The sequence below is a fragment of the Pseudomonas sp. R2-60-08W genome (assembly GCF_003852335.1).
Taxonomy (GTDB): Bacteria; Pseudomonadota; Gammaproteobacteria; order Pseudomonadales; family Pseudomonadaceae; genus Aquipseudomonas.
Map to the genome: position 1 here is coordinate 366073 of NZ_CP027731.1, position 12556 is coordinate 378628.

General features: G+C 55.7%; 12 protein-coding genes, 1 tRNA gene and 1 pseudogene. 2 read left to right on the plus strand and 12 right to left on the minus strand.

What is annotated here, in order from left to right:
* Positions 1–139: 139 nt before the first annotated feature.
* The 3 genes and pseudogenes from C4J90_RS01550 to C4J90_RS01560 form a co-directional block, all read right to left on the minus strand.
* Positions 140–568 (minus strand): annotated as a pseudogene (locus C4J90_RS01550) (DUF4158 domain-containing protein); the annotation flags it as partial.
* 158 nt (positions 569–726) lie between these two features.
* Positions 727–990 (minus strand): bacteriocin immunity protein, encoded by a 264-nt coding sequence (locus C4J90_RS01555; protein ID WP_124360831.1) that lies wholly within the window; start codon positions 988–990, stop codon positions 727–729.
* Positions 990–3107 carry an S-type pyocin domain-containing protein gene (locus C4J90_RS01560; RefSeq protein ID WP_124419059.1) on the minus strand — a complete coding sequence of 706 codons (2118 nt, stop codon included), beginning with the start codon at positions 3105–3107 and terminating at the stop codon, positions 990–992. The genes C4J90_RS01555 and C4J90_RS01560 overlap by 1 nt, the downstream gene beginning before the upstream one ends.
* Before the next feature lie 320 nt (positions 3108–3427).
* On the opposite strand from C4J90_RS01560, the gene C4J90_RS01565 reads away from it, so the two are divergent.
* Positions 3428–4195, plus strand: coding sequence for a DNA adenine methylase (locus C4J90_RS01565; RefSeq protein ID WP_124421177.1), 768 nt, complete (start codon positions 3428–3430; stop codon positions 4193–4195).
* Between the two features lie 50 nt (positions 4196–4245).
* Here the strand turns inward: C4J90_RS01565 and C4J90_RS01570 are convergent, their stop codons facing one another.
* The 4 genes from C4J90_RS01570 to C4J90_RS01585 form a co-directional block, all read right to left on the minus strand.
* Positions 4246–4734 carry a hypothetical protein gene (locus tag C4J90_RS01570; RefSeq protein ID WP_124419060.1) on the minus strand — a complete coding sequence of 163 codons (489 nt, stop codon included), beginning with the start codon at positions 4732–4734 and terminating at the stop codon, positions 4246–4248.
* A 53-nt stretch (positions 4735–4787) separates the two neighbouring features.
* Positions 4788–5099 (minus strand): hypothetical protein, encoded by a 312-nt coding sequence (locus C4J90_RS01575; protein ID WP_256658908.1) that lies wholly within the window; start codon positions 5097–5099, stop codon positions 4788–4790.
* Between the two features lie 487 nt (positions 5100–5586).
* Positions 5587–6387 (minus strand): hypothetical protein, encoded by an 801-nt coding sequence (locus tag C4J90_RS01580; RefSeq protein ID WP_124419061.1) that lies wholly within the window; start codon positions 6385–6387, stop codon positions 5587–5589.
* 112 nt (positions 6388–6499) lie between these two features.
* A tRNA-Thr gene (locus C4J90_RS01585) sits at positions 6500–6575 on the minus strand.
* 328 nt (positions 6576–6903) lie between these two features.
* On the opposite strand from C4J90_RS01585, the gene bcsQ reads away from it, so the two are divergent.
* Positions 6904–7803 carry a cellulose biosynthesis protein BcsQ gene (gene bcsQ / locus C4J90_RS01590; RefSeq protein ID WP_124419062.1) on the plus strand — a complete coding sequence of 300 codons (900 nt, stop codon included), beginning with the start codon at positions 6904–6906 and terminating at the stop codon, positions 7801–7803.
* A gap of 241 nt (positions 7804–8044) precedes the next feature.
* Here the strand turns inward: bcsQ and C4J90_RS01595 are convergent, their stop codons facing one another.
* The 5 genes from C4J90_RS01595 to C4J90_RS01615 all read right to left on the minus strand — a co-directional run bounded on the left by C4J90_RS01595 (position 8045) and on the right by C4J90_RS01615 (position 12250).
* The gene (locus C4J90_RS01595) at positions 8045–9232 is read right to left on the minus strand and encodes a methyltransferase (RefSeq protein ID WP_124419063.1); all 1188 of its coding nucleotides are present in this window, start codon (positions 9230–9232) and stop codon (positions 8045–8047) included.
* A complete protein-coding gene (locus tag C4J90_RS01600) occupies positions 9213–9902 on the minus strand; it encodes an ABC transporter permease (protein WP_124365093.1) in 690 nt (229 codons plus the stop codon). The genes C4J90_RS01595 and C4J90_RS01600 overlap by 20 nt, the downstream gene beginning before the upstream one ends.
* Before the next feature lie 38 nt (positions 9903–9940).
* The gene (locus C4J90_RS01605) at positions 9941–10636 is read right to left on the minus strand and encodes an ABC transporter permease (RefSeq protein ID WP_065883173.1); all 696 of its coding nucleotides are present in this window, start codon (positions 10634–10636) and stop codon (positions 9941–9943) included.
* 74 nt (positions 10637–10710) lie between these two features.
* A complete protein-coding gene (locus tag C4J90_RS01610; protein WP_057725474.1) occupies positions 10711–11463 on the minus strand; it encodes an ABC transporter substrate-binding protein in 753 nt (250 codons plus the stop codon).
* A 13-nt stretch (positions 11464–11476) separates the two neighbouring features.
* Positions 11477–12250: an ABC transporter ATP-binding protein gene (locus C4J90_RS01615; protein WP_124419064.1), complete on the minus strand. Its 774-nt coding sequence runs from the start codon at positions 12248–12250 to the stop codon at positions 11477–11479.
* Positions 12251–12556 lie beyond the last annotated feature (306 nt).

The following is a 12556-nucleotide window of genomic DNA, read 5'->3' on the forward strand; positions in this document are numbered from 1 at the left end:
AAAAAATCGCGCTGCTGGCGAAATCTAGTATTTGGATTACATTTAGCTGTACCGCAGAAGGGCGGCGGACTGACGGATCATCCAGCAGTACACCTGTGCTGCGCTTTGCCAAGGAGCGTTACATGTCAAATGCTTCTAAAGACCGGTTAAACAACTCGCCCGGACGATCCGTCCCTGTCCAGCAGAGTGCATATAGCCAGCGGGTTAACCGAAAGCCGACACTGACGTCAGAAAGTACTCGATGACCGTAGCGGTCCTGAATCTCGACGGCATGGCGGTGACGTTGAAGTGTTTCGGAGTAGAGCAGGACGCAAGTCAAATCATTAACACCCAACTGTTTACTGAGTATTTGCAGTACCTCCTGTGGAATGGCTGAAAAGTCATCGGGGAAGGCCCCGAGATAACGAAGGCTGGTCAGTTGTACGGCGTAACCGAGACGGTTGTGTTCGCCACGCAGTGGCACGAGGACTTTGTAGTCGTCATCGCTCAGGTGAAAATAGCGCTCTAGCTCATCCCTTCTGGGGGACTCGACGTAACGCCCAAAACCATCGCGTTGCTCTTGGGTCAAAAAAAACGACTGGCATCGATCACAGCGCCTCGACGTAAAGTAACGGTTTTGCGCTTATACACTCGTGGCTGACGGTGCGGCAAATAAAATGTCAAAGGTCTGCAAATAGCGAAAAGCCCAGTCGCCTTTTTTTGGCGACTAGGCTTGGTTAGCTTTGATTAAGCTGTTTTGAAGCCTGGCTTGCCATTGGCGGCCCGCCATTCTTTAACCTTATTAGTTATTGCCTCGGGCGTGCTCTCTGCGTCCGTCGCTGCATAATAAATAAGGTCTGTGCTTTCAGGATGTTCGGTGATTCTTTCGAAATGCTCCAAAAGTATATCTAGCTGATCATCGGTCTTGGCGATATTCTCTTTAAATATCTCCTTCATGAACTCCAAAAACTCAGCTTCTGTATATTCTGAAATACTGCTTTTAAGTTCCATTATTTTACTTCCTTATGGATATCTATGTGACGCTTAGGTGTCAAAACACGCATGTTTTCGATATTGTAAATATCTCCGCCTTTCGCAACTTCGTCAATATGATGAAGTTCAAAAGATGATCGTTTACCCACAGCATCAGCTTTTCTGGACTTTGCAGCTTTACCAGTGATCATGCGGTCTCTGTTTGTCAAAATAAATTGTTTCGCAAGTTCTGGGTCACTAGCTACGGCTTTCCAGAAGGTTTCTCGAAACTCTCTGAAGTTCTTAAATTCCTTCCCTCTAAGTTGATCGGCAATCTGCGACGGGATGGGTGCACCCTCACCTTGTGATGCAGCGCCTAACCAAGTCCCCGACACAGGTTGGCCAACACCTGTCGCCACGCCTGGATCCTCTCGCCGGTCCCTGAACATCACATAGATTGGAGGCAGACCCGAGTCTGCCGGGAACACGGTGACGAAGTCATCAAAACCAGCGTCTGCAACCCCTGGGAAAGTGTCAATCCTTCCTTCAACCGGCGTTACACTAGCTCCAGTGTAGACCGGTGGAGTAGGTTGTTCGGCAGGTAGGGTGGTCGAGCTGTTACCAGGGTCGACAATCGGTGTCCAAGTCAAAGTCCTTGGTGGGGCGTCTCCTGTCGTCACACTGTACAGGTTCTGTTCGGCGTTATAAGTAGCAGCCACCACCCTGACTTTCGAAGAAATCGTCACACCATCAGTCTTTACCACAATGACTTCTGACTGCCCATCTGCAGCTGTTTTCGAGCTAAGCCGAACAGGCAAATCAACGGTACCACCGGCGGCGGCAATGGCTGGCAAATCTTGGCTTAGCTCAGGGGTAAGATCCGACACAGGGGTACTAAACGTATAACGTTCAGGCAACTCCCCATTAGCCAGTTTGGGCGAATAGATTAAAGCAGAAACCCCAACCAGAAGACCTGAGGCGGTGCCAGCTGCCAAACTGGTCAAGGCGGCAATTGCAGAGCGGATAGCTGTTTGCAAGGTCACTGCCGCCGCTTCAATGACAGCGATGGTTCCCGCCGAGGTTATAACAAACGGTGCAGCCGCTGACGCTGGGCCTGGAGCACGAAACGTATTGGCAACGCGAATAGCCTCTGCAGCTAAACGGGCTTGCTCAGCTGCTTCGGCGGCGATCCTGGCTGCCTCCGCTGCTGCCGCTTCATCCGCGATCCGCTTAGCTTCAGCCTCTGCCGCGACTCTCGCCGCTTCAGCAGCGGCAGCCTCATCAGCCACGCGTTTTGCTTCAACCTCAGCGGCGATTCTGGCGGCTTCAGCGGCTGCCGCTTCATCGGCAATGCGCTTGGCCTCGGCCTCAGCAGCGACCCTGGCTGCCTCAACTGCAGCCGCTTCATCGGCAACACGCTTGGCTTCGACCTCAGCGGCGATTCTGGCGGCTTCAGCGGCTGCCGCTTCATCGGCAATGCGCTTGGCTTCGGCCTCCGCCGCGAGACGTACGTCTTCTGCTGCCTGGGCCGTAGCAACATTCTGGGTCAGTAATGCGGACTTTTCTGTAAGAATTCGTATTTTTTCCTCAAGTATTTTTGCCGAATACGCCGCCGTAGCTGACGCTTCCCAGTTTTTATAAGTATCAAGGGGACTGTTTGGGTTTTTAGGTGATTGAAAGATATTTACAAAATAAACCGCACTTTTTTTCATTTCCACCGCGAGCACATTTCTACCAAAAAAAGCGGTAGCAGCTGCGTTAGCGTTAGCCAATTCTGCGGTGTTCTGCGCAATCAGGCCGTCTACAACGGATTTTTCCTTGTTGGCCTTCTCAAGTTCGGAGAGAGGGTTAGGTCCTACACCTGCCGCGATCTCTGCTTCAACATCAGCCGGCAATTGGGGCAAGTAAGCCGTATAGGATTGCTCCATACTTCGTTGAGCGCTAGCGACGGTTACAACCACAGACATTGTGTACCGATCGCTCGTAATTCGTTCCTGATTGAAAAATGCATCAACTTCAGGGCCAGAAGCGAACTTGCCGTCCCATGGCAGTGGTTTAGCAATGACCCCACCCCCTGGCAGAGGCCCTGGTGGATTGGGCAATGGTGGATCAGGGGTCACGATAGTGGGAGGCAGAGTAATATCTGGTGGTGACATGTGTTTCTCCTTGATGTTTAGATCCCTTACGAATGCCTTCCAGTGGCTATCGATAGCATGGGCAAGCAAACACTTAATGTGCAAACAGAATGTTCGCGAATCCACTGTACATAAGCACAGCTATCGCACCAAGCCAAAATATGCACAAATGCATAAATATTGGACGGACGGTATTGATTTCGATTGGCCATCACTCGAAACCAAACGAGCCCCACGATCAAGCCTTTACTGAAGTGATGCTATACAACGCGGCTTGATCAGCTATGGACGATCAGCTGCAAATAAGCACCACCACCAAAACCCATTGCAAAGGATTGCAAATGACAAACCCAATCGTTCCATGGATGGGCGGCAAGCGCCGTCTTTCGAAGCGCCTGCTGGCGCTGTTCCCAGACCACGAGTGCTACGTCGAAGTGTTTGCCGGCGGCGCTGCGCTGTACTTCAAGCGAGAGCAGCCCGCAAAAGTCGAGGTTTTGAATGATCTCAACGGCGACCTGGTGAACTTGTACCGTGTAGTCCAGCACCACCTTGAGGAGTTCGTTCGTCAGTTCAAGTGGGCACTCAGCTCCCGACAGATCTTCGAGTGGCAAAAGATGACAGCGGCCGAGACACTGACGGATATCCAGAAAGCGGCCACATTCTTCTACCGCCAACACCACGCGTTCGGTGCAAAGTCCACGGGACAGACATTCGGAACCGCTACTACCGGCCGGGCCATCAACCTGCTGCGGATTGAGGAAAACCTATCGCTGGCTTGGCAGCGCTTGTCCGGCACGTACGTCGAGAACCTTCCGTGGCTGAAGTGCGCCCAAAAGTACGATCGGCCTCACACCTTTCACTATATGGACCCTCCGTACTGGGAAACCCAGGGCTACGGAGCTGAGTTTGGCTTTGACCAGTACGAGCTTATGGCCGAGTTCATGCGCGCCTGCGAAGGCAAAGTGATGGTAAGCATCAATGATCACCCGGATATCCGCCGGGTGTTTGAAGGGTTCCGCATGGAGGCGATGGATATCCGCTACAGCACGGCCAACCCTAGGAAGGGCGTAGCAGAAAGAACAGGTGAACTGGCGATCATGAACTGGTAGCGGTCGCTATCAGCGCAGCAACAGCAACAGCAGTGGTTGCTGAAACCTGATCAGTATCGAGGGCCAGGAGGCGGTCTTGGCTTCAAGTCCAGCGACAAATGCTCGTTCTGTTTACGGATCAATCTGGCCAGATATTCCAGCCAATCCGCGATAGCGTCGGCCGCAGCTGGGCGGTCCTCTGGCACCCATGACGACAGGTGTGCTTCTAGCAACTCCTGAAAGTCCAGGTCTTCCCCTGCTTCATGTATGAGGCCGACTAGAGGGGAGTAGTCTGGAAGACCCGACTCGATGGCCGCGTCCACAAGGTCCATTGCATCAAGCGAAATGAAAGGACGAATGCCGTCTTCTGCTTCGCTCTCGTCAGGAACTTCAAACGTAACTTTGATCTTTCCGGAGAGCATCTTCGCCCCTTTCGTGTCCCTTACCGCATGTCGGGAAATGGCTGTGGATAAATGGCCGAAAGCATAGCGGGTTGAATGCTGCCCGCCGCCTATTGTACGTGTGATTGTACGTATTGCAGAAACAACAAAGCCCTGCATCGCTGCAAGCCCTTGTTTTGTATGGTGCCGGCACCAGGAGTCGAACCCGGGACCTACTGATTACAAGTCAGTCGTTTTACCGTTCCGGTCACGCCGCTGGCGCAGCACACGCAATCGGGGTCAATCCCAAGAATGTCCAGCGCACCATCTATATAGCCACGCAGGTAGTCAGCGCGATTGAACAAAATCAGGCTGGCCGGTCCTTCCTGGTAGTCCCAATGGACCTCCCACAGGGCGCCTTTCTTGATGACTTCAATTTTTGGAATGGGAGCGACGGAGCTGGGCTTTGTCATGGTGTTCACCGGATTAAAGTCGCGAGGCGAGAGCAGTTTGGTGCGGCGTGCCTGAACGGCTGCTGAAAACATTTTCCAGGTACGCCCCCTCCTGACACGTAAGTGGCGTCAGCAGTTCGAGAAACGCCTGAAAAGCCCCGGATTCATTGGGGGGCGTCACTTACAGTCCCGTCGTCTAAAAGTGTAAGTCAGGAAAGGGAATTAAAAAAACCTTTAAAAACAGTAGGTTGCGTTCAGCCTCACTTACAGTCACAAACTGTTCGGCGCCGACACTGATCTGACAGTCTACTTACGGTTTAGAAATGGTTCTAAGCTATTGAAATATAAGGGGTAGAGATAGATAAAAAATCTCACTTACACTTCTTACGCACTTTTGATGGGTGCACCGGAAAAAAATTCCGTGTGTCGTAGGGTGGACACTCGACGTGTGCAGACACTTCCTTGGCGCTAGATTTTCGGGCTATTGGATATCCATACTTGTTGATCGCAGCCCGCCTGGCTCGGTGCAGATCTGTGCGCTGAAACCGATATAGAAGCTACAGCAGGTAACCGCCCAGGATTACTCGAGAGCTTCTGTATGGAGGCTCTTTGGATACTTGCGCCTATTCCAGAACCTGCTGTTGAGCCACATACCCACGACTACGCCCAGAAACGAGTAAAAAAGAAGCAAGGTGTCTGGGTTAGCAAGGAACGAAGGGCGCGGTCCGTAGATCGCGGTGAGAAAGCCAGATAGGGCCACACCAATCGGGAGTAAAGTCGAGCCGAGCGGATGCAGTTTCCCTGGCTTGCTCTTTTGGGGTTTAGGGCGAATGAATTGGCCAAGATTTCGAAAACCCTGTGGAAGACCTTTCAAGGTGCCTTTAACGCGAGGTTTCCGATCAGTACTGGTATGCAGAATTTCCACCACAACTCCATCGTCTTTATCGAGGAAGTTGAAGCTAAACGTGATTTCATTAGCGCCTATGTCTGGCGTCTTTAGGATCGAGAAGTCATTTACTGCCCGACTCGATTTCAGTATCGCAGCAGATAGGATTTGACCGTCGTCTCCTACTTGGAAGCGGAGCGGATCCTTCGCGACGATATCTTCACCATTGACTGTGTTCTCGCCACTGTTCCAGAAAATCAGTATGGATTTGGTTAGGCGGGGGATACTGATGCCGTTGTACTGCACGACTATCTGCGATGGCAGCGCATCCGAAGCGCTCCCCAGAAGATGCTCTCCCAGGTGTACATACGCCAAGCTAGTTCGTTTACGGGTCCATAGGTACGTACAAGCCGCGAAAACGATACCTGCGATTCCAAGCAACGTGCCCAGCCAGCTCTTGTCCAGGAGGCCCTGCGCATAGTCGATCCACGACATTACCGTATCCCTACAGATGATGAGGAAGCGAAAACTGGTTGCTTGTTACGTGCCTTGTTACGTATGACACAAAAAACAAAGGCCTGCATCGCTGCAAGCCTTTGTTTTTAAATGGTGCCGGCACCAGGAGTCGAACCCGGGACCTACTGATTACAAGTCAGTTGCTCTACCAACTGAGCTATACCGGCGTGTTAGGGCGACGATTATAGCGATTGAAAAGGTTCTGTAAACCCCTGAATTCTGACTATTTTTGCAAACGCTGCGGTTTTTTGCAGTCGCCGTGTTTTTTGCCCAATGTCACTGCATGAAAACCTGCGCAAGCAGCACTCAGAAAAAAGCCATTAAATTGACTTTTTACCGTTCATCCAGAAAGCACAAAACAAAAACATCAAAATAATGACACGCCCTACCCGTTGCCACAGAATGCCCAAACAAGGACGCCTATAATAAGACCTGCGGTAAGTATCCGCGCTTGCCGAGCTTCACGTCTTAACGCTGCGTCGTGAGGAGCAGGTTATGAGCCTTAGCAGAGAAATCCTGGCGTTGTTCGGCAAGGATGTCGCCCATGACGCCAATGGCATCAATGCGCGAATGCACTTTTTCGGCAGTGTCCCTGAACAATCCCTTCAATATCTCCAACCGCTGGTTACCCCTGTGTTGCGTCCAAAAATAGTGGCGCTTGTGTCGATCAATGGCGGTGTCGGGCGCAGCACGCTGGTTACGGCGTTGAGCAGCGGTTTGCAACGCCATGGGGAGTCGGTGGTGGCGCTGGATCTGGACCCGCAGAATGCCTTGCACCACCACTTTGGTGTCAGTTCCACCTTGCCGGGAATCGGGCGCACCAGCCTGGAGCATGGGCAGTGGGGTCCGCTGCAGCAGTTGGGGTTTGCCGGTTGTCAGGTGATCACCTTCGGCGATATCGATATCCAGCAGCAGGAGAATCTGGAGCGTTGGCTCAAGCATGAGCCCGATTGGCTGGCGCAGCGTCTCGCATCATTGGGTTTGAGCGAGCGGCAGACGGTAATTATCGATACCCCTGCCGGCAATAACGTCTATTTCCATCAGGCGCTGAACGTGGCCGATGTGGTGCTGCTTATTGTGCAGCCGGACGCTGCGTGCCTTGGTACGCTGGATCATCTGGACACGCTGCTCGCCCCGTACCTTGAGGGCCAGTGCCCACCGGCTGTGCACGTAGTGGTCAACCAGGTGGATGAAAGCAATGCCTTCAGCCTGGACATGGTTGAGGCATTCAAGCATCGGCTTGGCACAGACCTGCTGGAGGTGCATCGCGACATGGCGATCAACGAGGCCTTGGCCTTCGCGGCCGACCCGTTGGATAACGTGACCAAGCGGCTCGCCAGTGACGATATCAACGCGTTGTGCCTGCTACTGAAGGCGCCGAGGAAAACCGTGTGAAAGGGCGGTTTATATGGTTTACGCCAGATGCTTATGCACAATCGGTTGGTAACGGTGGTTACTGAACGGCCATTTTGTGGAGCTGTTCTCAATACGCTGCAACTGCCTGTTTTGCGTGCGTTTTATTGTGTGAACAAAAAGTGACCAGCGCTGCTTTTGGGCTGTAGCGCTGATGGCTACAGCTTTGGTAAAGAATTCATCAACAGAGTTATCCACAGGGCGCGGTAGAAAGTTGTGCTCCTTAATCGCGCTCGGCGAGCACCATCAGGTTGCGTGGAGTGAGGGTGTGTTCACAGAAGCTGCCGAGCTCGACGTTGTAGCCGTGCTCCATCAGGAATAACGCGCGATCCAGTATCAGCCACATTTCCACCGGGCGGCGAAACAGGCCTCGGACCAGTTCCAGGTTTCGTACCTCGGCCAGCCGGCGCCAGCCGTGTGCTTCCAGCGCCCCCCAATCCTGGTCACCGGTAGATAAATCCTTCAGGCGTGCCAGCTCCCGGCAATAGTCAGCGAAGGATTTATCCAGCCACTTCGTGGGCAGGGACGGCGTGGGCAGGTAGTCGTCGCAACCGCGTAGCTGCCGTTGCAGTCGGTCGAAGCCCAGGCGTCGGGCCATGGAGGTATCGCGTTGCCGGCGTACGCGGTTGCCAGCAGTGACGGTTTCGCTTAGCGGCAGGCCCAGATCATCGATCGACAGCTGCAGGGCCGACGCGCGCCCGGACGCAGACAGCGCTTGATAGTGGTCGGCGCCGATGCGGTTATAGCAGCACGGCGCCAGCGCCAGTTGTTTGCAGCCGGCAGCGCTGGCAAGTTGCAGCATGCGCACATGCAGGTCGCCGCAGGCATGCAGGGCGATGGGGGTGTGCTTGGGGCTGATCGCCACATCCGCCATCACGTCTTGCAGGCGATGGGTAGCGCGCAAGCCGTGGTGATCACTCAAAGCTGTGCCGGAGGCAATCAGGGCCGGGTCATATTCCAGGCAGGTCAGCTGTTGGCCAGGTTGCAGCAGGCGGCGGCCGAGATGGCCTTTGCCGGCGCACCAGTCCAGCCAGTGGTGGGGCTCTGCGGCAAAATTCAGGGCGGCGCCGAAGGCTTCGATCTGCTGCCACTTGCGCCCCGGAACGTCGACATCCAGGCGATGGCGAGCGGGTGCAAGCGCGTGTGTCGGCAATTTATCCACGGCGCTGAGGCGCAGCGCCTGTGCGGCCAACTGTGGAAAAGGCGCGGGCGCCGGCAGGTCGTGGGGGTGATTGTGGCTGGCTTCGGCGTCGTCCAGCGAGCGTTGGCGTAGCCACTGTGCTAGCGCCGGATGTTCGGTTTCCCAGGACAATCGAAGCTGGGTAAAGGGCCGTGGTCGCCACAGCCCTTGGTGCTCGATCAGAAACGCATCCAGTGCCTGGAAGCGTGCCTCAACGTCCTTGGCATGCATCGACGCGCAGCCATTTTTCCAGCAGTTTGAAACCGCGCACCAGCACGTAGGCCATCACCAGGTAGAACAGCCCGGCCGCAAAGAAGATCTCCACCGGCAGGTAGGTACGGGCGATGATGGTCCGGGCCATGCCGGTCAGTTCCAGCAAGGTCACGGTACTGGCCAGGGCGCTGGCCTTGAGCATCAGGATCACTTCGTTGCTGTAGGCCGGCAGGCCGATGCGCGAGGCGCGGGGTAGGATGATGTAGAACAGTGTCTTGGGCCTGGACATGCCCAGGGCGCGTGCCGCCTCGATCTCGCCTGGGGGAATGGCCTGGATCGCGCCGCGCAGGATTTCAGCGATATAGGCGGCGGTGTGCAGGGTCATGGTGGCGGTGGCGCACCAGAACGGATCGCGCAGGTAGGGCCACATGAAGCTGCCACGCACGCTGTCGAATTGCGCCAGGCCGTAGTAGACCAGAAACAACTGCACCAGCAACGGCGTGCCACGGAAGAAGAAAATGTAGGCATAGGGCAGGGCGCTCACATACCAGCGGCGTGATGAGCGAGCGATGCCCAGTGGGATCGCCAGCAGCAGGCCGGCAATCACGGCGATTGCCACCAGCTCCAGGGTCAGCGTCGCGCCCTGGGCCAATTTGGGCAGCCATTTGATGATCACGGCCCAGTTCAGGCCCAGGTCGAAATGCGACAGCCAGCTGTAATCAGCACTCATTGGGCGCTCCTTGCAAAGCCGCGGGCGGCGCGTTTTTCCAGGAAGTGCATGCTGGTCATGGCGAGCACGGTCAGGCCGAGGTACATGAAGGCGGCGACCATGAAAAAGGTGAACGGCTGCTTGGTCACGGTCACGCCGATCTGCGCGTGGCGCATGATCTCTTCCAGGCCGATCACCGATACCAGCGCGGTGTCCTTCATCAGGATCATGAACAGATTGCCCAGTCCCGGCAGGGCGATGCGCCACATCTGCGGCATGATCAGCCGCGTGAAAATCCGAAATTTCGACAGCCCCAACGCCACACCGGCTTCACGGTGGCCCTTGGGAATGGCGAGGATCGCACCGCGAAACACTTCCGTGGCGTAGGCGCCAAAGCACAGGCCCAGGGCGATGACGCCGGCGGCAAAGGCGCTCAGGGACAGGTCGGGGTTACCGAAGAATTCCCCTAGGGCACGCATCAGATTGACGGTGCCGAAATAAATCAGCAGCACCCACAGCAACTCGGGAATACCGCGAACGATGGTCGAATAAGCACCGCCCAGCCATTGCAACGGCTTGTACGGTGAAGTCTTGGCCAAGGCGCCGGCCAGGCCGAGCACCAGCCCAAGGCACAGGGCCGTGAGCGCCAGTTTGACGGTCATCAGCGCGCCGGCGGCAAGGGCCGGGCCGAATCCGTAGAGGTCGAAATTCATGGTGTTTTCATATCGCGGCAGGCATTGCTGGAAGCCGGCGCGCTCGGCTGAGCGCGCCGGTCAGGCCGTTCAGATCATTCGATGCTGAACGGGAAGTACTTGTCGTTGATCTTCTTGTAGGTGCCGTCTGCCTTGATCTCTGCCAGGGCTTTGTTCAGGCGCTCGCGCAGCGGGTCGCCCTTGCGCACTGCGATACCGATCTTGTCGCTCTCCACAACCGGGTCGCCCTTGAATTCATAGGCCGAACCGTCTTTGCTCTTGAGCCATTCGTACTGCACGTACTTGTCGGCCAGGATGCCGTCCAGGCGGCCGGAAGTCAGGTCGAGGTAGGCGTTTTCCTGGGTGTCATACAGCTTGGCCTCGGTGTCCGGCAGCTTGTCTTCCAGGTAGGTGCCAGCCAGGGTCGCACGTTGTGCACCGATCACCTTGCCCTTGAGGTAGGCGGCGTCGGGCTTGAAGTCGGCGGTGGCTTTTGGCGCGATGAACTGCAGCTTGTTGGAGTAGTACGGGTCGGTGAAGTCGACAGCCTGCTTGCGCTCATCGGTGATCGACAGCGAGGACACCAGGAAGTCGAATTTCTTGGCGTTCAGGGCCGGGATGATGCCGTCCCAGTCGGACACATACACTTCGCACTTCTCGACTTTCATCTTGGCGCACAGGGCGTCGCCGATGTCTTTGTCGAAACCGACGACATTGCCACTGGCGTCTTTATTGTTGAAGGGTGGGTAGGCCGCTTCGATCCCCATTTTCAAGGTTTCTGCCATGGCCGTGGCGCTGAACGCCATCGAGACGGCCGCGGCCAGAAGGAATTTTTTATAGGTCTGCATGCATGTTGCTCCGTTAGCGGTTGCTGGACATGAATTGTTTGCAGCGCGCCGAAAGCGGGTTTTCAAATACCTGCTGTGGCGATCCTTGCTCTTCGACCAGGCCCTGGTGCAGGAACACCACTTCGCTGGACACTTGGCGGGCGAAGCCCATTTCGTGAGTGACCAGCAGCATGGTGCGGCCTTCTTCGGCCAGCGCGCGGATCACATTAAGTACTTCCTGGACCATTTCCGGGTCAAGCGCCGACGTCGGCTCATCGAACAGAATGACCTTGGGCTGCATCGCCAACGTACGCGCAATCGCTGCGCGCTGTTGCTGGCCGCCGGACAGTTGAGCCGGGTAGGCGTGGCGCTTGTCGGCGATGCCGACCTTGGCCAGCAGGGCCTCGGCCACTTCTATCGCTTCGGCCTTGCTCTGGCCGAGCACGCGGCGAGGGGCCTCGATGATGTTGTCGAGGATGCTCATGTGCGGCCACAGGTTAAAGTTTTGAAACACAAAACCGATTTCGCTGCGCAGGCGGTTGATCTGCTTGCCGTCGGCGGCCATCAACTCGCCGTTTTTTGCGGCCTTGAGCTTGAGTTCTTCGCCGGCCACCAGGATCTGGCCCTGGTGCGGGTTTTCCAGCAGGTTGATGCAGCGCAGGAAGGTGGACTTGCCGGAGCCGGAGGAACCCAGGATCGAGATCACATCGCCGTCGCGAGCGGTCAGCGAGATACCTTTGAGTACCTCCAGCTCACCGTAGCGTTTGTGCAAGTTGCGGATTTCAAGCGCGGGCGCGGCCTCGGCCATGTGCGGTCCTCATTGTGTGCATTGCATTCCTGCTGTTGGGCCGCCTTCCTGGCGAGGCGCCAAGCTAGCATAGCGTTTGGATGACAGCCAACAGCGCTGCGGACGGTTAACAGGTGGTCTGCGGCAGGGTGTCGCATCGGCGCAGCAGCGTGTCGCGCCATCAACAACTAACAGACGTCTGGACCTGGCCAATCCACAGGCTTCGCGTAAAAAAGGGCGCGATGGTGCCAGCTTTGGCCGGGTGTTGGAAGGGTTAACCGGGTAAACGGTGTATATCGGCCCTTTTATAGAGCGCCGCCTACTTTT

Coding starts and splice junctions, on each gene's coding strand:
- C4J90_RS01555 (WP_124360831.1), bottom strand. CDS start 990: ATGGAACTTAAAAGCAGTATTTCAGAATATACAGAAGCTGAGTTTTTG.
- C4J90_RS01560 (WP_124419059.1), bottom strand. CDS start 3,107: ATGTCACCACCAGATATTACTCTGCCTCCCACTATCGTGACCCCTGAT.
- C4J90_RS01565 (WP_124421177.1), top strand. CDS start 3,428: ATGACAAACCCAATCGTTCCATGGATGGGCGGCAAGCGCCGTCTTTCG.
- C4J90_RS01570 (WP_124419060.1), bottom strand. CDS start 4,734: ATGCAGGGCTTTGTTGTTTCTGCAATACGTACAATCACACGTACAATA.
- C4J90_RS01575 (WP_256658908.1), bottom strand. CDS start 5,099: ATGTTTTCAGCAGCCGTTCAGGCACGCCGCACCAAACTGCTCTCGCCT.
- C4J90_RS01580 (WP_124419061.1), bottom strand. CDS start 6,387: ATGTCGTGGATCGACTATGCGCAGGGCCTCCTGGACAAGAGCTGGCTG.
- bcsQ (WP_124419062.1), top strand. CDS start 6,904: ATGAGCCTTAGCAGAGAAATCCTGGCGTTGTTCGGCAAGGATGTCGCC.
- C4J90_RS01595 (WP_124419063.1), bottom strand. CDS start 9,232: ATGCATGCCAAGGACGTTGAGGCACGCTTCCAGGCACTGGATGCGTTT.
- C4J90_RS01605 (WP_065883173.1), bottom strand. CDS start 10,636: ATGAATTTCGACCTCTACGGATTCGGCCCGGCCCTTGCCGCCGGCGCG.
- C4J90_RS01610 (WP_057725474.1), bottom strand. CDS start 11,463: ATGCAGACCTATAAAAAATTCCTTCTGGCCGCGGCCGTCTCGATGGCG.
- C4J90_RS01615 (WP_124419064.1), bottom strand. CDS start 12,250: ATGGCCGAGGCCGCGCCCGCGCTTGAAATCCGCAACTTGCACAAACGC.